The sequence below is a fragment of the Stenotrophomonas sp. HMSC10F07 genome, assembly GCF_001807895.1.
Lineage (GTDB): Bacteria > Pseudomonadota > Gammaproteobacteria > Xanthomonadales > Xanthomonadaceae > Stenotrophomonas > Stenotrophomonas sepilia.
This window is the reverse complement of sequence record NZ_KV791418.1, coordinates 1-24,715: the sequence shown is the minus strand read 5'-3', so window position 1 is coordinate 24,715 and position 24,715 is coordinate 1. Positions and strand designations below refer to the sequence as shown.

General features: G+C 68.3%; 23 protein-coding genes. 16 read left to right on the top strand and 7 right to left on the bottom strand.

The genetic code is table 11. The features are described 5' to 3' along the window. Positions 1 to 145: 145 nt before the first annotated feature. Positions 146 to 1,477, bottom strand: a complete 1,332-nt coding sequence (xseA, locus tag HMPREF3114_RS14335) for an exodeoxyribonuclease VII large subunit (RefSeq protein ID WP_053500624.1) — start codon at positions 1,475 to 1,477, stop codon at positions 146 to 148. Positions 1,478 to 1,521: 44 nt separating this feature from the next. Continuing rightward, a complete protein-coding gene (queG, locus tag HMPREF3114_RS14330; RefSeq protein WP_053500622.1) occupies positions 1,522 to 2,592 on the bottom strand; it encodes a tRNA epoxyqueuosine(34) reductase QueG in 1,071 nt (356 codons plus the stop codon). A 23-nt stretch (positions 2,593 to 2,615) separates the two neighbouring features. On the opposite strand from queG, the gene HMPREF3114_RS14325 reads away from it, so the two are divergent. The 6 genes from HMPREF3114_RS14325 (at position 2,616) to HMPREF3114_RS14300 (ending at position 10,177) form a co-directional block, all read left to right on the top strand. After that, on the top strand, positions 2,616 to 4,100 hold the full coding sequence (locus HMPREF3114_RS14325) for a bifunctional ADP-dependent NAD(P)H-hydrate dehydratase/NAD(P)H-hydrate epimerase (RefSeq protein ID WP_053500620.1): 1,485 nt from the start codon (positions 2,616 to 2,618) through the stop codon (positions 4,098 to 4,100). Then, positions 4,097 to 4,579, top strand: a complete 483-nt coding sequence (gene tsaE, locus HMPREF3114_RS14320) for a tRNA (adenosine(37)-N6)-threonylcarbamoyltransferase complex ATPase subunit type 1 TsaE (protein ID WP_053500618.1) — start codon at positions 4,097 to 4,099, stop codon at positions 4,577 to 4,579. Before HMPREF3114_RS14325 ends, tsaE begins: the two co-directional genes overlap by 4 nt. Before the next feature lie 82 nt (positions 4,580 to 4,661). Further along, positions 4,662 to 6,230 carry an N-acetylmuramoyl-L-alanine amidase gene (locus HMPREF3114_RS14315; RefSeq protein WP_053500617.1) on the top strand — a complete coding sequence of 523 codons (1,569 nt, stop codon included), beginning with the start codon at positions 4,662 to 4,664 and terminating at the stop codon, positions 6,228 to 6,230. Between the two features lie 139 nt (positions 6,231 to 6,369). Further along, positions 6,370 to 8,271, top strand: a complete 1,902-nt coding sequence (gene mutL, locus HMPREF3114_RS14310; protein ID WP_032954348.1) for a DNA mismatch repair endonuclease MutL — start codon at positions 6,370 to 6,372, stop codon at positions 8,269 to 8,271. A gap of 11 nt (positions 8,272 to 8,282) precedes the next feature. After that, complete coding sequence (locus HMPREF3114_RS14305; RefSeq protein ID WP_053500615.1) at positions 8,283 to 9,212, top strand: DUF1684 domain-containing protein; 930 nt, start codon at positions 8,283 to 8,285, stop codon at positions 9,210 to 9,212. 2 nt (positions 9,213 to 9,214) lie between these two features. Beyond that, on the top strand, positions 9,215 to 10,177 hold the full coding sequence (locus HMPREF3114_RS14300) for a TraB/GumN family protein (protein ID WP_005417757.1): 963 nt from the start codon (positions 9,215 to 9,217) through the stop codon (positions 10,175 to 10,177). A 74-nt stretch (positions 10,178 to 10,251) separates the two neighbouring features. Here the strand turns inward: HMPREF3114_RS14300 and phaR are convergent, their stop codons facing one another. The 3 genes from phaR to gluQRS form a co-directional block, all read right to left on the bottom strand. Then, positions 10,252 to 10,779 (bottom strand): polyhydroxyalkanoate synthesis repressor PhaR, encoded by a 528-nt coding sequence (gene phaR / locus HMPREF3114_RS14295; protein WP_049466761.1) that lies wholly within the window; start codon positions 10,777 to 10,779, stop codon positions 10,252 to 10,254. A 182-nt stretch (positions 10,780 to 10,961) separates the two neighbouring features. Then, positions 10,962 to 11,702 (bottom strand): acetoacetyl-CoA reductase, encoded by a 741-nt coding sequence (phbB, locus tag HMPREF3114_RS14290; protein ID WP_005417754.1) that lies wholly within the window; start codon positions 11,700 to 11,702, stop codon positions 10,962 to 10,964. A gap of 17 nt (positions 11,703 to 11,719) precedes the next feature. After that, complete coding sequence (gene gluQRS / locus HMPREF3114_RS14285) at positions 11,720 to 12,640, bottom strand: tRNA glutamyl-Q(34) synthetase GluQRS (protein ID WP_053500613.1); 921 nt, start codon at positions 12,638 to 12,640, stop codon at positions 11,720 to 11,722. A gap of 93 nt (positions 12,641 to 12,733) precedes the next feature. Here gluQRS and htpX point away from each other — a divergent pair, with 93 nt between their 5' ends. Together htpX and HMPREF3114_RS21045 are read left to right on the top strand one after the other, a co-directional pair. Continuing rightward, positions 12,734 to 13,600 (top strand): protease HtpX, encoded by an 867-nt coding sequence (htpX, locus tag HMPREF3114_RS14280; RefSeq protein ID WP_005417751.1) that lies wholly within the window; start codon positions 12,734 to 12,736, stop codon positions 13,598 to 13,600. 360 nt (positions 13,601 to 13,960) lie between these two features. Next, on the top strand, positions 13,961 to 14,206 hold the full coding sequence (locus HMPREF3114_RS21045; protein ID WP_141750827.1) for a hypothetical protein: 246 nt from the start codon (positions 13,961 to 13,963) through the stop codon (positions 14,204 to 14,206). A gap of 107 nt (positions 14,207 to 14,313) precedes the next feature. Here the strand turns inward: HMPREF3114_RS21045 and HMPREF3114_RS14275 are convergent, their stop codons facing one another. Beyond that, on the bottom strand, positions 14,314 to 15,141 hold the full coding sequence (locus HMPREF3114_RS14275; protein ID WP_005417749.1) for an inositol monophosphatase family protein: 828 nt from the start codon (positions 15,139 to 15,141) through the stop codon (positions 14,314 to 14,316). Between the two features lie 120 nt (positions 15,142 to 15,261). Between HMPREF3114_RS14275 and HMPREF3114_RS14270 the strand changes: the two genes are divergently transcribed. The 3 genes from HMPREF3114_RS14270 (at position 15,262) to HMPREF3114_RS14260 (ending at position 19,134) form a co-directional block, all read left to right on the top strand. After that, entirely contained in the window at positions 15,262 to 16,032 is a 771-nt protein-coding gene (locus HMPREF3114_RS14270) for an RNA methyltransferase (RefSeq protein WP_032956141.1), read from the top strand. 103 nt (positions 16,033 to 16,135) lie between these two features. Further along, positions 16,136 to 17,011, top strand: a complete 876-nt coding sequence (locus HMPREF3114_RS14265) for a phosphate/phosphite/phosphonate ABC transporter substrate-binding protein (protein WP_235643049.1) — start codon at positions 16,136 to 16,138, stop codon at positions 17,009 to 17,011. Next, positions 17,008 to 19,134: a putative bifunctional diguanylate cyclase/phosphodiesterase gene (locus HMPREF3114_RS14260; protein WP_005417742.1), complete on the top strand. Its 2,127-nt coding sequence runs from the start codon at positions 17,008 to 17,010 to the stop codon at positions 19,132 to 19,134. The genes HMPREF3114_RS14265 and HMPREF3114_RS14260 overlap by 4 nt, the downstream gene beginning before the upstream one ends. Positions 19,135 to 19,208: 74 nt before the next feature. On the opposite strand, the gene epmB is transcribed toward HMPREF3114_RS14260, so the two are convergent. After that, positions 19,209 to 20,249: an EF-P beta-lysylation protein EpmB gene (epmB, locus tag HMPREF3114_RS14255; protein WP_138952095.1), complete on the bottom strand. Its 1,041-nt coding sequence runs from the start codon at positions 20,247 to 20,249 to the stop codon at positions 19,209 to 19,211. A 96-nt stretch (positions 20,250 to 20,345) separates the two neighbouring features. On the opposite strand from epmB, the gene efp reads away from it, so the two are divergent. From efp to HMPREF3114_RS14230, 5 genes are all read left to right on the top strand, one after another. Then, entirely contained in the window at positions 20,346 to 20,912 is a 567-nt protein-coding gene (gene efp, locus HMPREF3114_RS14250) for an elongation factor P (protein WP_005410381.1), read from the top strand. Between the two features lie 205 nt (positions 20,913 to 21,117). After that, positions 21,118 to 22,461 (top strand): TRZ/ATZ family hydrolase, encoded by a 1,344-nt coding sequence (locus HMPREF3114_RS14245; protein ID WP_053500540.1) that lies wholly within the window; start codon positions 21,118 to 21,120, stop codon positions 22,459 to 22,461. A 24-nt stretch (positions 22,462 to 22,485) separates the two neighbouring features. Then, positions 22,486 to 23,202, top strand: coding sequence for a bifunctional 2-polyprenyl-6-hydroxyphenol methylase/3-demethylubiquinol 3-O-methyltransferase UbiG (ubiG, locus tag HMPREF3114_RS14240; RefSeq protein WP_053500538.1), 717 nt, complete (start codon positions 22,486 to 22,488; stop codon positions 23,200 to 23,202). Beyond that, entirely contained in the window at positions 23,199 to 23,894 is a 696-nt protein-coding gene (locus tag HMPREF3114_RS14235; RefSeq protein ID WP_005417733.1) for a phosphoglycolate phosphatase, read from the top strand. Before ubiG ends, HMPREF3114_RS14235 begins: the two co-directional genes overlap by 4 nt. Positions 23,895 to 23,905: 11 nt before the next feature. After that, a complete protein-coding gene (locus HMPREF3114_RS14230) occupies positions 23,906 to 24,610 on the top strand; it encodes a squalene/phytoene synthase family protein (RefSeq protein WP_053500536.1) in 705 nt (234 codons plus the stop codon). Positions 24,611 to 24,715: the final 105 nt, after the last annotated feature.

Sequence of the window (24,715 nt, the reverse complement as noted above, 5' to 3'; positions counted from 1 at the left end):
GAGCCCCCAGGGATGGGTTTACGGCGTGTCCTGCACAGCCACACCACCCCGCCAAGCTTTCAGCAATCCAGGGCCGCTTTCGCTGTTGCTTCGGCTGTTGCATTTGCCTCTGCAGGTGCAGGGCGCAGCCCTGCCGAACACCCCTCTACTTGACCTGTACGTCGATCACGCCGTCGCCGACGCGGGCCTGCAGGGCGTCACCAGGTTGCACCTGATCGATGCGCCGCACCAGCGCACCATCGTCGCTGCGGGTCAGGATGCTGTAGCCGCGGGCTACGGTGGCCAGCGGGCTGACTGCTTCCAGTGAACGCGCCAGCCCGCGCAGCCGCAGTGCATCGCGCTCCAGCAGACGCTGCATCGCTGCCTGCGGTCGTCCGCGCAGGGCGGCCAAGCGGCGCTGCATCGTGTCGAGCTGGCGCTGTGGATGGTGCCCGCGCAGGACCGCCGCTGCATGGCGAAGCCGCGCAGCACGGCGCTCCTGCTGCTGGTTGAACGCGGCATGCAGGCGTCGTCCCAGATCGAGCTGGCGTCGACGCAGCAGATCCAGTCGTGCCTGCGGGCTCTGCGCGTTCAGGCGCAACAGGGCGCGGTCGGCGCGCTGCATCGCCTGTTGCATCGCATGCCGGTGCAGCTGCAGCATGCGAACGGCCGTGCGGCGCACGCGCAGGGCCAGTTCGCGCTGGTCCGGTACCAGCAGCTCAGCCGCCACCGATGGCGTCGGTGCACGCAGGTCGGCGGCGAAGTCGCTCAGGCTGAAGTCGGTTTCGTGGCCAACCGCAGACACCACCGGAGTGCGGCTGGCGGCGATCGCACGGGCCAGGGCTTCGTCATTGAAGGCCCACAGGTCTTCCAGCGAACCACCACCGCGGGTCAGCAGGATCACGTCGTAGCGGCCGCTGGCATCGGCGGCCTGCAGCAGCCGGGTGATCTGCGCGGCGGCACTGCTGCCCTGTACCAGGGTCGGCAGCAGGTCAACTTCCAGCAGCGGGAAGCGCCGGCCGAGCACGCTCAGCACATCGCGCACGGCAGCGCCGGTGGGCGAGGTGATCACGGCCAGGCGTCGCACGTGCGCCGGCAGCGGCCGCTTGCGTGCCGGGTCGAACAGGCCTTCGGCCTCCAGCCGTGCCTTCAGCTCCTCGAAGGCGCGGCGCAGCGCGCCTTCGCCGGCTTCCTCCATGTGGTCCAGCACCATCTGGTACTCGCCACGGGCGTCGTACAGGGTCACCTTGCCGCGCACCAGCACGCGCATGCCTTCGCGCGGCACGAACTTCAGGTACTGCGCCTTCATCCGGAACATCGCCGCACGCAGCTGCGCGCGCGCGTCCTTCAGGGTGAAGTAGAGGTGTCCGGAGGCAGGACGCGCCACGCTGCCCAGTTCGGCCTCGACCCAGATCGCCGGGAAGCTGCCTTCCAGCAGGTCGCGGGCCAGGGTGTTGAGCTGGCTGGGGGTGAGGATGTCGTTGTTGCGTGGCTGCATGGAAACGGCGTGCTGCGGGCGGAACGGGGACTCAGGATCGCACGTCAGCGCGCCGTATGCTGGCCCAGTGCCCACTGCACGTGTTCACGCACCAGCGGCGAGGGATCGTCGATGCGGGTCTGCAGGGCAGCCAGCGCTTGGGCCGAGGACGGCGCATTGCCCAGCGCCACGGCGATGTTGCGTAGCCAGCGCTCATGGCCGCTGCGCCTGATCGGGCTGCCTTCGGTGCGGCGCAGGAACTCGGCTTCGTCCCAGGTGAACAGCTGGTCCAGGCGCGCGGTATCGAGGTTGTTGCGCGCGCGGAAATCGGCTTCGTCGGTGCGCTTGGCGAACTTGTTCCAGGGGCAGACCAGCTGGCAGTCGTCGCAGCCATAGATGCGGTTGCCGATCAGCGGGCGCATCTGTTCGGGAATGGCGCCGTCGTGTTCGATGGTCAGGTAGGAAATGCAGCGCCGCGCGTCCAGCCGCTGCGGGCCGGTGATGGCCTGGGTCGGGCAGACATCGATGCAGCGCGTGCAGGTGCCGCAGTGCGCCGTGGCCGGCGTATCGATCGGCAGCGGGATGTCGATGTAGATCTCGCCGATGAAGAACCAGGAACCGCCATGGCGGTCGATCAGGCAGGTGTGCTTGCCGATCCAGCCGAGCCCGGCGTTGCGGGCCAGTGCGCGCTCCAGGACGGGGGCGGAATCGACGAACACGCGGTAGCCCAGTGGCGCGACTTCGTCGTTGATCTGCGTGGCCAGCTTCTGCAGGCGGTTGCGCATCAGCTTGTGGTAGTCGCGGCCCAGCGCATAGCGCGCCACATAGGCGCGGCCCGGGTCGGCCAGCGTCGCCCAGGCTTCGGTGTCATCCTTGTGGCTGTAGTCCATGCCCACCGAGATCACGCGCACAGTGCCGGGCAACAGCTCGGCCGGTCGTGCGCGCAGGGTGCCGTGGCGCGCCATCCAGTCCATCGTGCCGTACAGGCCCTGACCCAGCCAGTCGGCCAGGTGCGCCTCATCCTCGCCCAGCTCGATACCGGCGATGCCGCAGCGCTGGAAGCCATGCGCGCGGGCCAGTTCGCGGATGCGCTGCACGGCTTGGGCCGGATCGACGGGGGTGGGGGCGAGGGACATGCGCACCAGTATAAAATCCCTGCATGGCCAACCTCGCCGATCTGTTCGATTCCGCTGCCGCGCGTGCGCTTGATGCCCAGGCGTCCACCCTGGCGGGGGATGCTGGCTGGGGACTGATGGCGCAGGCCGGCCAGGCCGCCTGGCAGTGCCTGCTGCAGCATTGGCCGCAGGCGCAGCGCATCGGCGTGGTGGTCGGTGCGGGCAACAATGGCGGCGACGGCCTTGTGCTGGCTCGCCACGCGTTGCAGGCCGGACGCGAGGTGAGGGTGATCGCCCTGCCGGGCAGGGCGCCATCGACCGCGCTGGCGCAGCGTGCAACATCGGAGTTCAGGTCCGACGGCGGCGCCATCACCGAGTTCGACGGCGCGCTGCCCGAGGCCGACCTCTGGGTCGATGCCCTGTTCGGGCTGGGCTTCGATCGCGCGCCGGAGGGTGCGGCGCAGGCGCTGATCGTTGCGATCAATGCGCAGGCGGCACCTGTGCTGGCCCTGGATGTGCCCAGTGGCGTCGATGCCGACCGCGGTGCGATACCTGGCGCGGCAGTGCGCGCGGCGCTGACCCTGCAGTTCATCGTGGCCCATCGCGGGCTGTACACAGGCGACGCGCTGGATCATTGCGGGCACAAGGCCCTGGCACCCCTGCAGTTGCCCGCTGCCGCATGGCAAAGCGTGTCGCCTGCCGTGGAGTACTGGGCGCAGGCACGATTGCCGGCCCTGTTGCCGCCGCGCCGCGCAAATACCCACAAGGGCGAATCCGGCCACGTGCTGTGCGTCGGCGGCAACCATGGCAGCGGCGGTGCCATCGCCATGGCAGCCGAGGCCGCCTTGCGCGCAGGGGCGGGGCTGTTGAGCCTGGGTACCCGCCGCGACCACGTCGCTCCACTGCTGGCTCGCCTGCCCGAGGCGATGACCCACGCGCTGGAAGACGGCGAGGCGCTGCCGGCATTGCTTGACAGGGCAAAGGTGGTGGCGATCGGGCCCGGTCTGGGCCAGGACGAATGGGCGCGCGCACTGTTTGCGCGGGTGCTGGCCAGCGCCAAACCACTGGTGGTCGATGCTGACGCGCTGAACCTGCTGGCGCAGGATCCGCGTGCCTTGCCTGGCGCCGTCCTCACACCGCACCCGGGCGAGGCCGCACGCCTGCTCGGCTGCAGCACCAGCGACATCCAGGCCGATCGCTACGCCTGTGCGCAGACGCTCGCCGAGCGTTTCCACGCGGTGGTGGTGTTGAAGGGCGCCGGCAGCATCGTGGCGGCGCCCGGGCAAACGCCCCGGTTGGTCGCCGCCGGCAATCCCGGCATGGCCGTGGGGGGCATGGGCGACCTGCTCACCGGCATCATCGCCGGCCTGCGCGCGCAGGGCCTGGCCGCCTTCGATGCCGGCGCGGCGGGCGCGTTGCTGCATGCGCTGGCCGGCGACGCGGCTGCCGCTGACGGCGCACGCGGCCTGCTTCCTACTGATCTGCTGGCGCCGTTGCGGCGACTGGCCAACCCGGAACGCTTCCCATGACCGATTTCTTCCTTGCCGACAGCGACGCCACCGAACTGCTCGGGCAGTGGCTGGCGACCACCCGGCCGCCGCAGGCGCTGATCGAACTGCGCGGCGACCTGGGCGCCGGCAAGTCCACAACGGCCCGCGCGCTGCTGCGGGCGCTGGGCGTGCAGGGCGCGATCCGCAGCCCCACCTACACCCTGGTCGAGCGCTATCCGCTGGCCAGTGGCGGTGAGGCGTGGCACCTGGACCTGTATCGCATCGGCCAGGCCGGTGAGCTGGATTTCCTCGGCCTGGACGAGGGCAGCGCGGTCTTGTGGCTGGTCGAATGGCCGGAACGGGGCGCCGGCGCGCTGCCGCCGACCGACCTGGTGGTAGCACTGGAGATCGAAGGACAGGGGCGACGCGCCAGTCTCACTGCGAGCAGCGACGTTGGGCATGAATGGCTGAAACGGCTGCCTCAAGGGGGCGACTTGCAGGCCATTTCTGTCGGCTGACGAGAACAAACACCGGCAGGTTACGGATTATTAAGGAAAAAGGTGTTGCATTCCGTTCAGCGCGGTGATTGAATCCTGAGCCATGCGCCCGGGGAACCGTCTCATCGCCATCTGTGCCGCCGTCGGACTGGGTCTGGCGAGCGTCAGTGCGTGGGCGGGTGAAGTCCGCCAGGTCCTGCTGAACACCGGCGCGACCGGCACCCGTGCCGAGATCTCGCTGGTCGGCAGTGGCGGCTACAAGACCCTGTCGCTGGCCGGCCCGAACCGCCTGGTGGTCGATTTCCCCGACTCCAGCGCCGTACGCAACCTGAAGATGCCGGCCGCGCAGGGCGTGGTCACGGCGGTGCGTACCGGACAGCCGGTCCCGGGCACTTTCCGTGTCGTCTTCGACCTTGCCGAATCGGTGGCGCCGTTCCGTCCGCAGATGCAGCGCGAGGGCAATGAATCCAAGCTGGTGATCGAATGGCCGGGTGATGGCCCTGCCGTGGCCACCAGCCGCCCGGCGACGCCACCGGCGGTGCAGTCGCAGGCGGCCGCTGTGGGGGGCTCAGTCGCGCCCGCGCCGGCCGAGAACGCGCAGTCGCGCACCGATGCTGCGCGGGCCACCGCCCTGCTGACCGCACAGGTGCAGCAGCAGGCCAGCGCCAGCGCCGCCGCACCCGCCACGCCGACCCCCGCACCGACCAGCGCGCCGGCCCAGGTTGCTGCGGCAGGCGTCGCGGCCAGCAGCACGCCTTCATCCTCGCCGGCTGCAATCCTTGCCGGCCAGCGCACTGCTGCGGTGGTGACCACGCCGCCGGCAACGGCCCCCACACCCGCGCCGACGCCGGCCGAGCCGCCGCGTCCGGCGATGCCCAGCGATGCATCGCGCATCCGCATGCAGCCCGGCATGCGCCACCTGGTGGTGGCGATCGATCCCGGTCATGGTGGCCAAGACCCGGGCGCGATCGGCCCGACCGGCAAGCGCGAGAAGGATGTCACCCTGGCGGTGGCGCGTGAGCTGGCCCGCCAGGTCAATGCCACGCCGGGCCTGAAGGCCTACCTGACGCGCGACAGCGACGTGTTCATTCCGCTGCCGATGCGCGCGCAGAAGGCGCGTGCGAACAAGGCGGACATTTTCATCTCGATCCACGCCGATGCGGCTGAAAACCGTTCGGCCACGGGTTCGTCGGTGTACGTTCTGTCGACCAAGGGTGCCTCTTCGCAGCGCGCCCGCTGGCTGGCGGACAAGGAAAACGCGGCCGACCTGGTCGGTGGGGTGCGCCTGCAGCAGACCGAAGGCACCCTGGCCAACGTGCTGCTGGACCTGGCCCAGAGCGGCTACATGAAGGCGTCCGAAGATGCGGCCGGCCACGTGCTGGGCGGCCTGAAGCGGATCGGCAACAACCACAAGCCGAACATCGAGCGCGCCAACTTCGCGGTGCTGCGCACGTCGGACATGCCGGCGATGCTGGTGGAAACGGCATTCATTTCCAATCCGGATGAAGAGCGCCGCCTGACGGACCCGGCATACCAGCGCAAGGTGGCGGGCGCCGTGCTGGATGGCGTGCACACCTTCTTCAGCCGCCAACCGCCGCCCGGCACGTTGTATGCCGCCCGCGCGCAGGCCGAGATCGACGCCGCAGCCACCATGGCAGGCGGCAGCAAGTAAGCCGCCGAAGGCGGGTTACTGCTTTCCGTAGAGTCGACTGTCAGTCGACTGCGCGCGCAGTGTGGGGGTTTCGGTGGCCGGCGAAGAGCAGTCGACTGACAGTCGACTCTACATGCGCAGCCTCCGTTATCATCCCCGCATGACGTCTGCTACCCATCCGCGCCCGATCCGGCCGTTGCCGGAGATCCTCATCAACCAGATCGCTGCCGGCGAAGTGGTCGAACGGCCCGCGTCGGTGGTCAAGGAACTGGTCGAGAACGCGATCGATGCCGGTGCCAGCCGTGTCGACATCGACCTGGAAGAAGGCGGTGTACGCCTGATCCGTATCCGCGACAACGGCAGTGGCATCGCGCCCGAGCAGTTGCCCCTGGCGGTGTCGCGCCATGCCACCAGCAAGATCGCCGATCTTGACGATCTCGAATCGGTGGCCACGCTCGGTTTCCGTGGAGAAGCGCTGCCGTCGATCGCATCGGTCAGCCGCTTCACCCTGTGCTCGCGGCGCGCGCACGACGAGCACGGTTCGGCACTGCAGATCGAAGGCGGCAAGATCGGCGAGGTGACCCCGCGCGCGCATGCGCCGGGCACCACGGTGGAAGTGCGCGAGTTGTTCTACAACGTGCCGGCGCGGCGCAAGTTCCTGCGCGCCGAGCGTACCGAACTGGGCCATATCGAAGAGTGGCTGCGTTCGCTGGCGCTGGCACGGCCGGATGTCGAGCTGCGCGTGTCGCACAACGGCAAGGCCTCGCGGCGCTACAAGCCGGGCGATCTGTATTCCGATGCGCGCCTTGCCGAAACGCTGGGCGAGGATTTTGCCAACCAGGCCGTGCGCGTGGACCACAGCGGCGCCGGCCTGCGCCTGCATGGCTGGATTGCGCAGCCGCATTATTCGCGCGCGAGCGCCGACCAGCAGTACCTGTACGTCAACGGTCGCTCAGTGCGTGACCGCAGCGTCGCCCACGCAGTGAAGATGGCCTACGGCGACGTGCTGTATCACGGCCGCCAGCCGGCCTATGTGCTGTTCCTCGAACTGGATCCGACCCGCGTCGACGTCAACGTGCATCCGGCCAAGCACGAGGTGCGCTTCCGCGATTCGCGGCTGGTCCACGATTTCGTCTATCGCACGTTGAAGGATGCGCTGGCCGATACCCGTGCCGGCATGTCGGCGCAGGAGATCGGTGCCGGCCCCGCACATCCGGTGGACGCCGCCGCCGTCCCGACGGCATCGAGCGCTGGCGCGTCGGGGTTCGGGCTGGTGCGCGGGGCTGCGCCCGGCTCGGGAGGTGGTGGTGGCGGGTTTTCAGGCTGGCGTCCGCAGCAGCCGCTGGGCCTGCAGGTGGCCGATGCACCGGCCGCCTACGCCGCGCTGTACGCCGCGCCCGCCGGCGTCGAACGCGCAGCGGCGTTGCCGCCGATGCCGAGCGAGAACGGGTTGCCGGTGACCAGTGCCGACGCGGGTGTACCGCCACTGGGCTACGCGATCGCGCAGCTGCATGGCATCTACATCCTGGCCGAGAACGCTGAAGGCCTGATCGTGGTCGACATGCATGCGGCCCACGAACGCATCGGCTACGAGCGCCTGAAGAATGCGCACGATGGCATCGGCCTGCAGTCGCAGCCGTTGCTGGTGCCGATCACGCTGGCGGTGGGCGAGCGCGAGGCCGACACCGCCGAAAGCGAAGCCGAGACACTGGCGGCGCTCGGCTTCGAGGTGACCCGGGCCGGCCCCGGTTCGCTGCACGTGCGCAGCATTCCGGCACTGCTGGCGCATGCAGAACCGGAAGGACTGCTGCGCGACGTGCTGACCGACCTGCGCGAGCATGGCCAGAGCCGCCGCGTGGCCAGTGCACGTGACGAACTGCTGTCGACCATGGCCTGCCACGGCGCGGTGCGTGCCAACCGGCGCCTGACCGTGCCGGAAATGAACGCGCTGCTGCGCGACATGGAAATCACCGAACGGTCCGGCCAGTGCAACCACGGCCGACCGACCTGGGCCCGTTTTTCGCTGGCGGAGATCGACCGCTGGTTCCTGCGCGGACGTTGAGGGGAGCATCGATGCGTTATCGGGGAATGGCGGGCCTGCTGGCCGCCGTGGTGTTGGCCGCCTGCAGCCCGGCAACACCGCCGGCGCCGACGGCCGCTGAAGATCCGGCCTACGCGGCCGCGCAGCAGCAATGGCGTGTAGCGCGCTACCAGGACCTGACCCGGCCCGATGGCTGGACGGCCCTGGTCGGCCTGCACTGGCTGCAGAACAAATCCCATTTCGTTGGCAGCGGCGCCACCAACGGCATCCGCCTGACGGTTGGCCCGGACAGGCTGGGCCTGCTGCGTCGCGAAGGGACGCAGTGGTGGTTCACGCCTGAAGCCGGTGTCGATGTCAGCCACGACGGCCAGCCGGTGCGTGGCCGCATCCGCGTCGACACCGACAAGGACGCGCAGCCGACGCTGCTGGCCTTCGATGGCGGCAAGGGCCAGCTCAGCATCATCCGCCGGGGGCCACGGGACGCGCTGCGGGTCAAGCATGCCGAGGCACCTGCGCGGCGTGATTTCGCCGGCCTGCAGTACTGGCCGGGCGGCGCGGACTGGCAGGTGCAGGCGCGCTTCATCGCGCATCCGCCGGGCAAGACCTTGCCGATCGTCGACATCACTGGCTTGACCACCGAGATGCCCAATGCCGGTGCGGTGGAGTTCGAACGTGATGGCCGCAGCTGGCGCCTGGAGGCCATCGGTGCGCCCGGGCAGCCACTGTTCCTGATCTTTGCCGACCGCACCAGCGGCCGCGGCAGCTATCCGGCCGGGCGCTATCTGGATACCGATGCCCCCGCTGCAGACGGCACGGTGCGCATCGATTTCAACCATGCCTACAACCCACCGTGCGCGTTCACCGCCTACGCGACCTGCCCGCTGGCGCCGCCGGAAAACCGGTTGGACCTGCGCGTGGAAGCGGGCGAGAAGGCCTACCACCTGCCTGAAGGAGAAGGCTGACCATGCCGATCAAACACCTGTTCCGTACCGCGCTGTTGCTGGCGGCCTGCGCAGTGGCGCCACTGGCCACGGCCCGCGATGGCCAGGCCAGCCCTGCCGCGGCCGCGGCCGCAACCGCGGCCAAGCCGCCGGTACCCCTGTTGTGGAAAGTCACCGGTCCGGGCGATGCACGCGTGTACCTGCTGGGATCGTTCCATCTGCTGAAGCCACAGGACTACCCGCTGTCGCCCGATGTCGAGCAGGCGTTCGAAGCCTCGCAGCGGGTGGTGTTCGAACTGTCGCCGGAAGACATGCAATCGCCCCAGCTGGCCAGCCGCATGGTGCAGGCTGCGACCCGCACCGATGGCAGCGAGCTGAAGCGTGATCTGGATGCGGCCACCTGGCAGAAGCTGCAGGCTTTTGCTGCCCAGAACCAGTTGCCGCTGGCGCAGATGCAGGGCATGAAGCCCTGGTTCGTCGGCCTGAGCATTTCGATCGGGCAGATGCAGAAGCTGGGCCTGGACCCGGCGCTGGGCCTGGACCGCCACTTCATGGAACGCGCGCAGAAGACCGGCCGGAAGACCGCGGGACTGGAAGATATCGATACCCAGATCGGCATGCTGGACGGGATGACGGTGCAGGAGCAGCGGCAGATGCTGGCCGAAGCACTGGACCAGGCCGGCAAGGCAGATGAGCAGGCGCGGCTGCTGCATGATGCATGGCGTCGCGGCGACGAGCGCCTGCTGTGGACCAAGATGGCGGCAGAGATGCGCCAGCAGTATCCGCAGCTGTACCAGCGCATCAACACCGGTCGCAACGATGCCTGGGTGCCGAAGCTGCAGCCGTACCTGCAGGCCGGGCAGGGCGGTACGCTGGTGGTGGTCGGCACGCTGCACCTGCTGGGCAGTGATGGCGTGGTCGAGAAGCTGAGGGCGAAGGGCTACAAGGTCGAGCGCGTGTGCACGGGGTGCAAGGCCAAGCGCTGACGCACCGCTGGAGCGATGCCAAACAAGACGGCGCGCCAGGGGCGCGCCGTTTTCGTATCAGCCGTTGCTGCAGCTCAGCGGCGGGTCTTGCCGCCGGTACCGGTGCCGGGTTCGCCGGGCTTGTTGCCGGTTCCTGTTCCGGTGCCGCCCGGGCGCGGGCCACCGAAGCCGCTGCCCATGCTGCGCTGGAATTCCTGCCACAGCTCCAGGTTGCGCTCGGTCAGCTGGTTCATCATCGCCCACGGGGTCTGGCCCAGCAGGTTGCCCATCTGCTGGCGGAACTGCTGCTGCTGGTCGAGGAAGACCTGCATGCTGCGCTCCAGGTAGTTGCCCATGAAGCCCTGCAGGGAATCGCCGTAGAAGCGGATCAGCTGGCTCAGCAGCTGGGTCGACAGCATCGGTTCGCCGTCCTGTTCCTGGTCGGCGATGATCTGCAGCAGGACCGAACGGGTGAGGTCGTCGCCGCTCTTGGCGTCGCGGACTTCGAAGTCTTCGCCGTCCAGGATCAGCTGGCGCACGTCCTCGATGGTGATGTAGCTGGAGATCTCGGTGTCGTAGAGACGGCGGTTCGGATACTTCTTGATGATGCGGGTCGCAGCCATGAAGCGGTACTCGTCACAGTAGACGCGCAGCATGGCGCAGTGCAGCAGCGGTTGCAACCGCCCCAGCCCCCGCCAGGCTTGGCTTTCAGGGGCGATCATGTTGCGCAGCAAGGGTTTGCGTGCTGCGCAGCATGACCATCGGCAGGGGCCGTCAGCGCATGCCGCAGCGGCCCCTGCGCGGCTTACCAGCCCATGTGGTGGCCGCCGTTGATGTCCAGGTTGCTACCGGTGATCCACGAGGCTTCCTCGGCCACCAGGAAGGACACGCCATAGGCGATTTCCTCCGGCTTGCCGAGGCGCCCGGTGGGGATGTCGGCGATGATCTTGGCGCGCACGTCCTCCGGAACCGCCATCACCATGTCAGTGGCGACGTAGCCGGGCGAAATGGTGTTCACGGTGATGCCGAAGCCGGCGTTCTCGCGGGCCAGCGAAATGGTGAAGCCATGCATGCCGGCCTTGGCCGCGGCGTAGTTGGCCTGGCCGTACTGGCCCTTCAGGCCGTTGATCGAGCTGATCTGGATGACCCGGCCCCAGCCGCGGCGACGCATGCCCTCGATGACCGGGCGGGTGACGTTGAACACCGAATTGAGGTTGGTGTTGATCACATCGTGCCACTGGTCCGCGCGCATGCGGTGGAACGTCGTGTCGCGGGTGATGCCGGCATTGTTGACCAGGATCTCGACCGGGCCCAGCTCGGCCTCGACCGCACGCACCAGCGCCTCGGCGCTGCCTGGATCGGAGACATCGCCCGGGAAGATCGACACGCTGTAGCCGCGCTCGGTCATCGCCTGCTGCCAGGCGCGGGCCTTGTCCTCGTCGCGGTAATTGGTGGCGACCCGGTGGCCCTGGTCGGCCAGGCGTTGGCAGATGGCGGTACCGATGCCGCCGGTTCCGCCGGTGACCAGTGCGACGCGAGATGTCATGGAATGCTGTCCGGGAATCAGGTGGGGGAAGGGGGATTCTGCAACATCGGCGCGGAAAGTGCGCCGGCCGGCAACAGGATGTCGGTCCGCGGCAGCCGTGCCGGGTCGAACGCCCGTTGTGCCGCGTCCAGCAGCGCATCCCGCTCATCCGCGCCGTCCAGTGCGGCAGGGGCCTGGCCCAGCAACTGCCAGAGTGCGCGCAGTACCGGCACCGGCCGCGTGCTGTCCACCGGCAGCGACGCCAGCGACTTGGACAGTTTGTGCCCCGGGGCATCGAGCAGCAGTGGCAGATGCCAGTAGCACGGCACGGCCAGGCCCAGCGCCTGCTGCAGCAGGATCTGCCGCGCGGTGGAATCGAGCAGGTCGGCGCCGCGCACCACTTCGGTCACCTCCTGCGCGGCGTCATCAACTACCACGGCCAACTGGTAGGCCCAGCAGCCGTCGGCACGGCGCAGCACGAAGTCGCCGACCTCGGCATGCACGTCCTGCTGCTGCGGGCCACGCAGGCCATCGTCGAAGCGGACCACGCTGCCGGGCGGTACGCGGAAGCGGACGGCAGGGTCCGGTCGCGGCTGCCGCGCAACGCAGCGGTGGTGGATGCCGCCGTTGGCGGCCAGTTCGCTGCGGCTGCAGTGGCAGATGAAAGCCTGGTCGCTGGCCAGCAACACATCCAGTGCGGCCTGGTAGGCCTCGCCACGGGCGCTCTGCCACAGGACCGGGCCGTCGTGGGCCAGGCCGAACGCAGCCAGTGCCTGCAGCTGTGACTGCGCGGCGCCGGGTACGGTACGCGGCGGGTCAACGTCTTCGATGCGCAGCCGCCACAGGCCGCCGTGGTGGCCGGCCAGCAGCCAGCTGCCGAAGGCGGCAAGCAGGGATCCGGGGTGGAGCAGGCCGGTCGGCGAGGGCGCGAAGCGGCCGCAGGGAACAATGGCGGTCATGCAGGCTGAATCGTCGGTCAGGTTGGCGCTTGAATTCAAGCTGAGCGCACCGCAAATTGACGGATATCAACCCCTTCCGAGCCGGATTTTCCCATGTTCACCCGTATTGCCCTGTTCCTGGCGACCAACCTCGCGGTCCTGATCCTGGCCGGCATCGTCATGTCGATCCTGGGCGTGGACGCGCGTTCGATGAGCGGCCTGCTGGTCATGGCCGGCATCTTCGGTTTCGGTGGCTCCTTCATCTCGCTGCTGCTGTCCAAGTGGATGGCCAAGCGCTCCACGGGTGCGGTGGTGATCACTGAGCCGCGCAACCAGACCGAGCGCTGGCTGCTGGCCACGGTCGAGCGCCAGGCCAAGGCCGCCGGCATCGGCATGCCGGAAGTGGCGGTCTATGACGGCCCGGAGATCAATGCCTTCGCCACCGGCGCCAACCGCAACAACGCGCTGGTGGCGGTGTCCACCGGCCTGCTGCACAACATGAGCGAGGACGAGGCTGAAGCGGTGCTGGGCCACGAGATCGCCCACGTCGCCAATGGTGACATGATCACCATGGCGCTGCTGCAGGGCGTGCTGAACACCTTCGTGATCGTGCTGGCCCGCGTGGTCGGCGGCATCATCGACAGCGCGCTGTCGGGCAACCGCGAAGGCGGCGGCCGTGGCTTCGCTTACTACATCATCGTGTTCGTGCTGGAGATGGTGTTCGGCCTGTTCGCCACGATGATCTCGATGTGGTTCTCACGCCACCGCGAGTTCCGCGCCGACGCCGGCGGTGCCTCGCTGGCCGGTCGCCAGAAGATGATCGCTGCGCTGGAGCGGCTGCAGCTCAACCACGGCCAGAGCACGTTGCCGACCCAGATTGCCGCCTTCGGCATTTCCGGTTCGACGGCGAAGAAGCTGTTCATGAGCCACCCGCCGCTGGAAGAGCGCATCGCCGCGCTGCGGGCGTCGACGGCGGCGTAAGCTTCTGCTTTCAAGGTAGTGCAGGAACGCCTGGCCTCGCGCCGGGCGTTTTTGTTTGCGCGCCGACGCATTGGCGGTGCCGTCCATGACCCGGCGAGAGTCAAATCCGCGACCGCGGAGGGGTGTCACTTTCTTTGCTCGTGCAAAGAAAGTAACCAAAGAAACACGCCGCCGGGGCGCGAGCCGTCGCTACGCGACGGTTCCCTGCGCTTCTCGGCGAATCAGGGGGCGGCGCCGAACTCGCTTCGCTCAAACATCGGCGCCTCTTCGCCCCTGATTCCCCTGCGATGCTCGGCTCGCTCAACGCGGACCCAAGGTCAAATGCCACAGCTGCACCCGGTAGATCCACGCCATGCATGGATGCTGTTGCTGTTGCTGTTGCTGTTGCTGTTGCCCTTGCCCTTGCCCTTGCCCTTGATCTTGACTTTCCAGTCCGCCTTCAAGCGAGCTGAGCACCGCAGGTCTGGCGAGGGCGAAGAGGTGCGGGTGTCTGAGCGCAGCGAGTTCCCGCACCGTCCCTCGACGGGCCGAGGAGCGCAGGGCACCGATGCGCAGCATCGGCTCGCGCCCTGGCGGCGTGTTTCTTTGGTTACTTTCTTTGCATGAGCAAAGAAAGTGACACCCCTCCGCGGTCGCGGAAACGAATCTCCGTGCGCACAAACGAAAACGGCACCTCGCAGGTGCCGTCCCCATGAACCGCTTTACACGGAACCTCAGAACTTCGCGTCAAACTCCGCCGCGTAACCGGTGTTCACCAGCACCTTCTGCAGCGACTCGGCCACCTTCAGGTTGCCGGCCACGATCTGGTGGGTCTCCGGGCCACGGTTGTCCATGCGGCCCAGGGTCGCGCCCTTGAAGTCACAGACCTTGCCGCCCGCCTCGCGGACCAGCAGCAGGCCGGCAGCGATGTCCCACGCCTTCACGCCGGCTTCAAAGTAGGCGTCGGCACGGCCGCAGGCCACGTAGGCCAGGTCCAGTGCCGCCGAACCGGTGCGGCGGATGTCCTCGCCGTGCACCAGCAGGGCGTCGACCGCCTTCAGCTGGGCACTGGCGCGGCTGCGCTCGCGCGGGGCGAAACCGGTGTGGATCATCGTGCCTTCCAGGTCCTTGCGGTCGGCCACGCGGATGCGGCGGTCGTTCAGCACGGCGCCGGCACCCCGGCTGGCGGTGAACAGTTCATTGCGCAGCGGGTCGAAGATGACCGCATCGGTCGGCTCGCCGTTCTCGACCAGCGCGATCGACACGCAGTAGTGCGGCACGCCACGCAGGTAGTTGCTGGTGCCGTCCAGCGGGTCGATGACCCACATCTGGCGGCGCTCGCCCTGCACGCCACCTTCTTCACCGAAGATGCCGTAGTCCGGGTAGGCGCGCTTGAGTTCCTTGACGATGACCTTTTCCGCGTCCGCATCCACTTCGCTGGCGTAGTCCATCCGGCCCTTCTGCACCACGTTCAGTGCCTCGAGCTTGTTGATGTTGCGCAACAGGACGTTGCCGGCGAGGCGGGCGGCCTTGACCATGACGGTGACGGCGGGTTTCTGCATGGCGTGGGCTCCCGGAAAGGCAGAAGAGATGGACTGGCGGGGGAAAAGAGCGGGTCCGGCGCAGTGGCCGGCCGCACAGTTTACCATTGGTCATCGTCCAGCTCGACCTTTTCCCTGTTCATGTCCCAGTTTCCCGCCGCCACCCGCCTCCGATTCGTCCTGGTCGGTACCCAGCACCCCGGCAACATGGGCGCCGCCGCCCGTGCCCTGAAGACCATGGGCCTGGCCCGCCTGGTGCTGGTCGCCCCCGAGAAACCGCTGGACGAGGAGGCCTTCCGCCGCTCTGCCGGTGCCGAAGATGTGCTGGGGGACGCCCCGGTGGTCGCCACCCTGGCCGAGGCCGTGGCCGATTGCCGCCTGGTGCTGGGCTGCACCGCGCGTGCCCGCCGCGTGCAGCTGGAGGAGTACCTGCCGGCCGATGCCGCCGCTCGTGCGGTGGCCAAGGCGGGAGAGGGCGCCGAGGTGGCGCTGGTGTTCGGCCGTGAGCGCACTGGCCTGACCAACGAAGAACTGCAGCTCTGCCACGCGGCGGTGCACATCCCGTCCGATCCGGCGTTCAGCTCGCTCAACCTGGCTGCCGCCGTGCAGGTGCTGGCCTATGAGACACGCATGCAGCTGCTGGGCGCGCAGCCGGCCGCGGACGCCGAGCCCGGTTTCCGCGAACAGGCAGCAAGCCATGAACAGATGGAGAGTTTCTTCGCCCAGCTTGGCGACACCCTGGACGAGATCGATTTCCACAAGGGCCGCGCGCCGGAATCGGCGATGCGCAAGCTGCGCCGGCTGTTCCTGCGCAGCGAGCCGAGCGAGCAGGAAGTGCGCCTGTTGCGCGGCATCCTTGCCGACACCCAGCGGATGGCGCGGCTGGCACAGGCGGGCAACAAGGACAGCTGACGACGTTCTCATTTTTTCGGGTAGTCTGTCCGGATACCCAGGGGGGATGAAGCCTGTGTCGGGTCTGCGAAGGGCAGTGCAGAGGGGACTGCTGAGCCTGGTCATGATCCTGCTGGCCGGGACGGTACATGCAGCAGCGGACGGGGTGCTGGTGCTGGGCCGGATCAGCGATGATCCCAAGGCCCATTACGAGCAGCTGCAACCGTTGCTGGACTATGTGGTGGCACGCATGCACGACGTCGGCATCACCGAAGGGCGGATCCTGATGGCACGCGACCCGCAGCAGATGGCCAGCTATCTGCGGCGGGGGCGGGTCGACTGGGTCACGGAAACGTCGGGTACGGCGGTGGCACTGGGCCAGCGCAGTGGCGCGCGGCCGCTGCTGCTGACCGAGCGCAATGGCGTGCGTGAGTACCAGACCGTGTTCTTCGTGCGTCGCGACAGTCCGATCCAGCGGATCCAGGACCTGCGCGGGCATCGCCTGGCGCTGCAGAACACGGCGTCCACCAGTGCCTACCTGGTGCCGGTGATGACGCTGCTGCAGGAGGGGCTGGCGCCGCAGATCCTGGCCGGTGTGTGGGACGTGCCGGGCCGGGACAGCGTGGGGTACGTGTTCGCACGTAGCGAGTTGAACATCGCCACGTTCGTGCACAAGGGCATGGTCGAAGTGGGGGCGGTGAGCAGCGTGGACTGGAATGACGAGCGACGGATGCCGACGGCATTCCGGCGCGACTTCCGCGAACTGCTGCGCACCGAACCCTACCCACGGGCGGTGGAAATGGTTCGCGCCGACCTTGACCCGCGGGTACGTGACCGGCTGCAGGACGTCCTGCTGCAGGCGGCCAGCGACCCGCAGGCACAGGGGGCGCTGCATCGGTTTTTCGGCACTTCCGGTTTCCACCGCGTCGATGCGCATGCGCAGCAGCGGCTGGATGAATTGAAACAAGGATTGACGCGCGTGCGGATGGAAGTGGAATGAAGTGGCTCGGCTCGGGAATGCAGGCCCGGTTCCTGCTCGCGATGGGCGGGGCGATGGTCGTGGTGGTGGCGATCCTGGCGGTGTTGCTGGGGCGGCAGGCGGCGATGCAGGGCGAGGTGCGCAACCTCAGTGGTGGCGTCATCCATGAACTGTTCGACCGCAGCGTGCGCAGCCGCGGCGAAGCGATGGCGCGCGAGCTGTCCGACGCGCTGGCCAACCCGCTGTACTACCGCGACCTGGACCAGGTCGGTGCGCTGGTGCGCAGCACCGCACGGCAGCCGGTCGTGCGCTATGTGCTGGTGTTCGACGAACGTGGCCGGCTGGTGCACGACGGCTCGATCGAGGTGTCCGGCTTCGGCCAGCCGATGACCGACCCGCTGGCCCCCAAGGCCGCGGTGGCGCAGGCGCTGGTGGTGCAGGAATCGCCCAAGGTGCTCGACAACACCATGCCGATCATGGTCGGCAACCAGCGCATCGGCGGCGTCCGCGTCGGCATGGCGCTGGACGAGGTGCAGCAGCGCGAGCAGGCCGCCAATGCCACGCTGGGCGAGCGCCTGCAGCAGGTCGGCAGCCGTCACCTGGGCTGGCTGCTGCTGATGCTGGGCCTGCTGGTGGTGATCGGCGTGGTGGTGATCCTGTACGTGCAGCGCACCCTGGTGGCGCCGATCCGGGACCTGGCCGCTGCGGCGCGCCGCATCGAGGCTGGCGACTACCAGGCGCCGCTGGCCGAGAACACCCGCGACGACGAAGTCGGCGAGCTGGTGCGCGGCTTCGCCCGCATGCGCGATGCCATCGCCCGCCATGACCGCGAGGTGCGGCGCATGGCCTATACCGATGCACTGACCGGGCTGACCAACCGGTTGGCATTCCGGGAGGCGCTGGACCATCGCCTGATGGCCGCGCGCGCATCCAATCATCGGCTGGGCCTGCTGTTTGCCGATATCGACGATTTCAAGCGCGTCAACGACACCCTGGGCCATGAGGCCGGTGACGAAGCGCTGTTGCAGTTCGCGCAGCGCATCGGCAGTGCGGTTACCGAGGCCGGTGGCGATGAAGCCCTGCTGGCCCGCTTTGGCGGCGACGAGTTCGTGATCCTGGTCGGTGATGGCGACGTGGCGGCCAACGCACGGCTGCTGGCCGAAGTGCTGGTGCGCGAGCTGGGCAAGCCGCTGGTGGTGCAGGGCCGGGAACTGTTCCTGGGCACTTCGATCGGCGTGACCCTGTTCCCGGATGATGCCGCCGATGCGACCACGCTGCTGAAGAACGGCGACATCGCCATGTACCAGGCCAAGATGGCCGGCAAGAACTGCTACCGCTATTACAGCCGTGCGATGGACCACGCGGTCGAGCGCCGCGTGCACATGGAGCAGGAGCTGCGCGGGGCCTGGGAGCGCGGCGAGCTGCGCCTGGCCTACCAGCCGATCTTCCGCATGCGCGATCGCCGCATGGTCGGCGTGGAAGTGCTGCTGCGCTGGCAGCATCCGACCCTGGGCACGATTCCGCCGTCGGTGTTCATCGAAGTGGCCGAGCAGAGCGGGCTGATCGAACTCATCGGCCCGAAGGTGCTGCGTGCGGCCTGCATGGAAGCCTCGCAGTGGCCACGCGGGGCGGGCGGCGATGATCTGTTCGTGTCGGTGAATGTGTCGCCGCGGCAGCTGCGCGGCGGTGAACTGCCGGCATTGGTCGCGCAGTGCCTGCACGAGTCCGGGCTGCCGGCGTCGCGCCTGCACCTGGAGTTGACCGAAACCGCGGTGATCGGCGACGAAATGGTTGCCGCGCAGCTGCTGGACAAGCTGCACCGCACCGGCGTGAAGGTCTGGCTGGACGATTTCGGCACCGGCTTCTCCGGTCTCAGCCATCTTCGCCAGGTACCGGTGGACGGCGTGAAGATCGACAAGAGCTTCGTGGCCGACATGCAGCGCGATCCCGACGATCTGGCGCTGACCACGGCGATCATCGCCATGGCCCACGCACTGGGCATCACCGTGGTGGCCGAGGGCATCGAGCAGCAGGCGCAGTTCGAACTGCTGGTGCAGCGCGGCTGCGATCTTGGCCAGGGCTACTGGCTGAGCCACCCGGTGACCGCCACCGAAGTGGTGCGGATGATCGAATCGGGCCTCTGACCGACACAAAAAGGGGACGGAGGGGATTAAGTCGCTTATGCATTTGCGACTTAATCCCCTCCGTCCCTTTTTTTTTACACCGGGCGCTTGCTCGGGTCGCCCGGCAGCTCGCGCACCAGTTTCGGAATCAGATAGCCGGACAGGCGTGCGGTCAGGCCGGCAATCAGCGCCTTGGCCTGGGCATCATCCACTTCGAAGTGGGCCACGCCTTCGACCCGGTCCAGCTGGTGCAGGTAGTAGGGCAGCACGCCAGCGGCGAAGCTGCGCTCGCTCAGGTCCTGCAGGGCCTGCACGCTGTCGTTGACCCCGCGCAGCAGTACCGCCTGGTTCAGCAGCTGGGCGCCGACGCCGCGCAGGCGGGCCATCGCCGCGTCCACGCTGGCGTCGAATTCATTGGCATGATTGGCGTGGACCACGATCGCCAGCGGCCATGGCAGGCTGCCCAGCCAGCACACCAGTTCATCGTCCACGCGTTCCGGCAGCACGATCGGCAGCCGGGTATGGATGCGCAGGCGGCGGATATGCGGAATCGCGCGCAGGGCGTCGGTCAGCTCGACCAGCTTGTGCGTGGCCAGTGACAACGGGTCACCGCCGGACAGGATCACCTCATCGATGTCCGGGTCGGCCGCGATGGCGGCTACGGCCTCCTGCCAGCCGCCCTTGGCAGCGTTTTCCGCGGCATAGTCGAAGTGGCGGCGGAAGCAGTAGCGGCAGTTGATCGCGCAGCTGCCGGTGGCGACCAGCAGGGCACGGCCACGGTACTTCTGGATCACCCCGGTAGCCTTCTTGGCGGCACCATCGCCCACCGCGTCGAAGCTGAACCCGGGCGCCGGGCGCATTTCCTCGTCGATCGGCAGCACCTGGCGCAGCAGCGGGTCGGCCGCATCGCCCACGCGCATGCGGGCCACGAAGCCCTCGGGCACGCGCAATGCGAACTGGTCCATGGCCGCCTCCGAGACACCCAGCGCCGCCGGGTCCAGCTGCAGCCGGGCCAGCAGGGCGTGCGGGTCGCGCAGCGCCTGGCGCCAGAGCTGCTGCCAGCGCGCGGGCGCGCCTGGCGACTGGGGCCGGGGGAAGGCGGAAAGCTGCATGGAGAGGGGGCCTGCGGTTATCATGGGGGCAGAAAAACAGTCGCCCACCGGCATCCGGTGGGCTTTCCATTCTAACGGCTCGCCGCACCCGCGGCGTTTCTGCCACTCAGGAGTTTACGCATGGCCAGCTACGGCATGAACGACGTCAAGAACGGGATGAAGATCCTGGTCAACAACCAACCGGCCGTCATCATCGACACCGAATACGTCAAGCCGGGCAAGGGCCAGGCCTTCACCCGCGTGAAGTACCGCCTGATTAAGGACGGCCGTACCCAGGAAGTGACCATGAAGTCGACCGACTCGCTGGATGCAGCCGACGTCGTCGATACCGACATGAACTTCATGTACAGCGACGGCGAGTACTGGCATTTCATGGACCCGGAGTCCTTCGAACAGGTCCAGGCCACCAAGGCCGGCATGGGCGGCGCCGAGAAGTGGCTGAAGGGCGAAGAGTCCTGCGTGGTCACCCTGTGGAACGGCGAGCCGATCTTCGTTCAGCCGCCGAACTTCGTCGAACTGAAGATCACCGAAACCGATCCGGGCGTCCGTGGCGACACCTCGGGCGGCGGCGGCAAGCCGGCCACCCTGGAAACCGGTGCCGTGGTCCGCGTGCCGCTGTTCGTCAACCAGGACGAAGTGATCCGCGTTGACACCCGTTCGGGCGAATACTCCGCACGCGTCAAATAAGGTTCCGGCCGCAGGCCGACCTTGCTGCAGAGCCGAGCCATGCTCGGACACGCGCCAGCGCATTCGCGCTGGCGCTCCCATGATCTGCTTCGGCAGATCATGGGCCCCGCTTCACGGGTCTCCAGACCCCGCCGCTTCGCGGCAGCCCCTGACCCAGGGGCGTGTCCCCAGAAGTATCTCGCCGCCCCCCAGCCAGTGAGCCCGCATGAGCGATAGCCCGCACCTCCCCGAAGCCTGCGACCTGCTCATCGAAGCTGGTCATGTCGTTCCGATCGAGCCGCATGCGGTGGTGCTGGAAGACCATGCCGTTGCCGTGCGTGGCAGCGAGATCGTGGCCATCCTGCCGCGTGCCGAGGCGCGCGCACGCTTCCGTGCCGCGCAGGTGGTCAGCCGCCCCGAGTCGGCGCTGATGCCGGGCCTGGTCAACGCGCACACGCACAACCCGATGACCCTGCTGCGCGGCGTCGCCGACGACCTGCCGCTGATGACCTGGCTGCAGCAGCACATCTGGCCGGTGGAAGCGGCCGTGATCGGGCCGGAATTCGTGGCCGACGGCACCACCCTGGCCATCGCCGAGATGCTGCGCGGCGGCACCACCTGCGCCAACGAGAACTACTTCTTCGGCGACGTGCAGGCCGCGGTCTACAAGAAGCACGGTTTCCGCGCGCTGGTCGGCGCGGTCATCATCGATTTCCCCACCGCCTGGGCCAGGACCGATGACGAATACTTCGCCAAGGCTGGTGAACTGCACGACCAGTGGCGCACCGATCCGCTGATCGGGACCGCGTTCGCGCCGCATGCGCCGTACACGGTCAACGATGCCAACTTCGAGCGGGTGCGTATGCTGTCCGACCAGCTCGACATGCAGGTGCACCTGCACACCCACGAGACCGCGCAGGAGATCAACGATTCGATCAAGCTGCACGGCCAGCGCCCGCTGGCGCGGCTGGATCGCCTTGGCCTGGTCAACGACCGCCTGATTGCGGTGCACATGACCCAGCTGACCGATGCGGAAATCCACCTGTGCGCCGAACGCGGCGTCAGCGTCGTGCATTGCCCCGAATCGAACCTGAAGCTGGCCTCCGGCTTCTGCCCGGCCTGCGCCCTGCAGCGCGCCGGTGTGAACCTGGCGATCGGCACCGATGGCTGCGCCAGCAACAACGATCTGGACATGTTCAGCGAGAACCGTACCGCAGCGATCCTGGCCAAGGCCGTGGCCGATGATGCCACCGCGCTGGACGCGGCCACCACGCTGCGCGCAGCGACGCTGGGCGGTGCCCGTGCGCTGGGCTTTGCTGACCGCATCGGTTCGATCGAAGTCGGCAAGCAGGCCGACCTGGTCTGTGTCGACCTGTCGGCGCTGGAAACCCAGCCGCTGCACAACGTGCTGTCGCAGCTGGTGTATGCCACCGGCCGCCAGCAGGTCAGCGACGTCTGGATCGCCGGCAAGCCGAAGCTGGTGCAGCGCGAGCTGGTCGGCATGGACCTGCCGGGCATCATCGCCAACGCGCGCCAGTGGCGCGAGCGTATCCGTCATATCCGCGCCTGACCCCCGGCGCCGCAAGGACCCCTCATGACTGCCCCCCACGCTTCCTCCAATTTCGATCAGGCCGAGCTGGACAAGTTCGCCGCGCTGGCCAACCGCTGGTGGGATGCTGACGGCCCGCAGAAGCCGCTGCATGCGCTGAACCCGGTGCGCCTGAAGTACGTCGCCGACCGCGTGCCGTTGCGTGGCGCGCGCGTGCTCGACATCGGCTGCGGTGGCGGACTGCTGAGCGAAGCACTGGCGCAGGCCGGCGCCGACGTCACCGCCATCGACCTGGCCCCGGAACTGGTGAAGGTCGCGCGCCTGCATGCGCTGGAAAGCGGCGCCAAGGTCGACTACCGCGTGCAGGCCGCCGAGGATCTGGCCGCCGAGCAGCCGGGCAGTTTCGATGTGCTCACCTGCATGGAAATGCTCGAGCACGTGCCAGACCCGGGCGCGATCATCGACGCCTGCAAGCGCCTGCTGAAGCCGGGCGGCCACCTGTTCCTGTCGACCATCAACCGCACCGCGGCCGCCTTCGCGGTGGCGATTGTCGGCGCCGAGTACGTGGCGCGGCTGCTGCCCAGGGGCACCCACCACTACCAGGAATTCATCAAGCCGGCCGAGCTGGCGCGCTGGCTGCGCGAGGCCGACCTGCAGCTGGTGGATGTCAGCGGCATGGCCTACGAGCCGTGGCGCAACCATGCCCGCCTGAGCAGCCGCACCGACATCAACTACCTGGCCTACGCGGTCAAGCCGGCATGACCTCCGCCCGCTTCCCGCGTGCGGTGCTGTTCGACCTGGATGGCACGTTGCTGGACAGCGCGCCGGACTTCGTCGCCACCTGCAATGCGATGCTGGCCGAGCGGGGCCGGGCAGCGGTCGATCCGGCGCAGCTGCGGCCGGTGGTCTCCAAGGGCTCGCGCGCGATGGTCGGGGCCGCTTTCCCGGACCTGGATGCCGCTGCGCGCGATGCATTGATCCCGGAATTCCTGCAGCGCTACGAAGCGCTGATCGGCCAGTACGCGGTGCTGTTCGACGGCGTGGCCGGCATGCTCGCCGCGCTGGATGAGGCCGGTACGGTATGGGGCATCGTCACCAACAAGCCGGAGTACCTGGCGCGCCTGATCCTGCCGCAGCATGGTTGGCAGCAGCGATGCGCGGTGCTGGTCGGCGGTGACAGCCTGGCCGAGCGCAAGCCGCACCCGCTTCCACTGCTGCACGCTGCGCAGGCCATTGGCATGGCCGCCGAAGACTGCGTGTACGTGGGTGATGACGAGCGCGACATCATCGCTGCACGTGCTGCCGCGATGCCGTCGGTGGCGGCGCTGTGGGGCTACCGCCTGCACAGCGACGATCCGCTGGCCTGGCAGGCCGACGTGCTGGTCGAGAACGCTGAACTTCTGCAACTGGCCAGTCTCTGGCCGACCCGGCCGGCAGCCCCGGCCCAGCCGTAAGGAATCCCGTAGTGAGCAGTACCGCGCTGGACAGTTTCCTCGACAAGTGGCGCAGCCGTTGGCCGGAATGGTCGGTGGCCGCCCCGTTCGTGGCCGAACCGCAACGCGAGCTCGCAGTGGCGTGGTTTGCGCTGCTGCAGGAGTTCGACGACATGCTCAACACCAGCGGCGATCCGCTGCCCGCCGATGCCAAGCTGGCGTGGTGGGGCGAGGAGCTGCGCAGCTGGGCAGGGCATCGTTCGCGCCATCCGCTGGGCCGTCTGCTGGAGCCGGTGCGTGCGCCGTGGGTGCAACTGGCCGAAGCACTGCCGGACCTCGTTGAAGCGCGTACCGTTGCGCTGGATGCAGCCGGTGCCGAGCGTGCGCTGGCCAATTACGCCGACGCCGTGGCCGCAGTGGAAGCGGCCTTGTTTGCCGACAAGCCGCGCACCGGCGCCGGTCGTGCGGTGCAGCTGCAGACCCTGGCCCAGCGCCTGCAGGATGCCGGCGTGGCCGGTGTGCCGCGCAGCCTGTTGGATGAGGATTCCAGCACGGCCGCGCAGCGCTGGGCCCAGTACCTGTTGAAAGGATGGGGCAGCCGCGTGCCGGGTCCGCGCCCGCGGCGCGTGTGGTCGAGCCTGGCGCGCGCCCGCGTTGCCGCGCAGGCCGCAGGCAAGCCAATCGAAGCCGCCCCGGTGCGCACGTTGCTGCGCGTGTGGTGGGCCGCGCGCGGTTGATCGATTCTGGTGGGTGCGGACCTTGATCCGCATCCTGTCTGTAGAGCCGAGCCCATGCTCGGCTCGGCTCCCCGCGCCAGCGCAACAGCAGCCGAGCATGGGCTC

Coding starts and splice junctions, on each gene's coding strand:
- HMPREF3114_RS14265 (WP_235643049.1), top strand. CDS start 16,136: ATGATCCTGCTGGCCGGGACGGTACATGCAGCAGCGGACGGGGTGCTG.
- HMPREF3114_RS14325 (WP_053500620.1), top strand. CDS start 2,616: ATGGCCAACCTCGCCGATCTGTTCGATTCCGCTGCCGCGCGTGCGCTT.
- xseA (WP_053500624.1), bottom strand. CDS start 1,477: ATGCAGCCACGCAACAACGACATCCTCACCCCCAGCCAGCTCAACACC.
- HMPREF3114_RS14305 (WP_053500615.1), top strand. CDS start 8,283: ATGCGTTATCGGGGAATGGCGGGCCTGCTGGCCGCCGTGGTGTTGGCC.
- HMPREF3114_RS14260 (WP_005417742.1), top strand. CDS start 17,008: ATGAAGTGGCTCGGCTCGGGAATGCAGGCCCGGTTCCTGCTCGCGATG.
- phbB (WP_005417754.1), bottom strand. CDS start 11,702: ATGACATCTCGCGTCGCACTGGTCACCGGCGGAACCGGCGGCATCGGT.
- epmB (WP_138952095.1), bottom strand. CDS start 20,249: ATGATAACCGCAGGCCCCCTCTCCATGCAGCTTTCCGCCTTCCCCCGG.
- tsaE (WP_053500618.1), top strand. CDS start 4,097: ATGACCGATTTCTTCCTTGCCGACAGCGACGCCACCGAACTGCTCGGG.
- gluQRS (WP_053500613.1), bottom strand. CDS start 12,640: ATGACCGCCATTGTTCCCTGCGGCCGCTTCGCGCCCTCGCCGACCGGC.
- mutL (WP_032954348.1), top strand. CDS start 6,370: ATGACGTCTGCTACCCATCCGCGCCCGATCCGGCCGTTGCCGGAGATC.
- HMPREF3114_RS14300 (WP_005417757.1), top strand. CDS start 9,215: ATGCCGATCAAACACCTGTTCCGTACCGCGCTGTTGCTGGCGGCCTGC.
- HMPREF3114_RS21045 (WP_141750827.1), top strand. CDS start 13,961: ATGCTGTTGCTGTTGCTGTTGCTGTTGCTGTTGCCCTTGCCCTTGCCC.
- HMPREF3114_RS14235 (WP_005417733.1), top strand. CDS start 23,199: ATGACCTCCGCCCGCTTCCCGCGTGCGGTGCTGTTCGACCTGGATGGC.
- HMPREF3114_RS14245 (WP_053500540.1), top strand. CDS start 21,118: ATGAGCGATAGCCCGCACCTCCCCGAAGCCTGCGACCTGCTCATCGAA.
- ubiG (WP_053500538.1), top strand. CDS start 22,486: ATGACTGCCCCCCACGCTTCCTCCAATTTCGATCAGGCCGAGCTGGAC.
- htpX (WP_005417751.1), top strand. CDS start 12,734: ATGTTCACCCGTATTGCCCTGTTCCTGGCGACCAACCTCGCGGTCCTG.
- HMPREF3114_RS14275 (WP_005417749.1), bottom strand. CDS start 15,141: ATGCAGAAACCCGCCGTCACCGTCATGGTCAAGGCCGCCCGCCTCGCC.
- HMPREF3114_RS14270 (WP_032956141.1), top strand. CDS start 15,262: ATGTCCCAGTTTCCCGCCGCCACCCGCCTCCGATTCGTCCTGGTCGGT.
- phaR (WP_049466761.1), bottom strand. CDS start 10,779: ATGGCTGCGACCCGCATCATCAAGAAGTATCCGAACCGCCGTCTCTAC.
- HMPREF3114_RS14315 (WP_053500617.1), top strand. CDS start 4,662: ATGCGCCCGGGGAACCGTCTCATCGCCATCTGTGCCGCCGTCGGACTG.
- efp (WP_005410381.1), top strand. CDS start 20,346: ATGGCCAGCTACGGCATGAACGACGTCAAGAACGGGATGAAGATCCTG.
- queG (WP_053500622.1), bottom strand. CDS start 2,592: ATGTCCCTCGCCCCCACCCCCGTCGATCCGGCCCAAGCCGTGCAGCGC.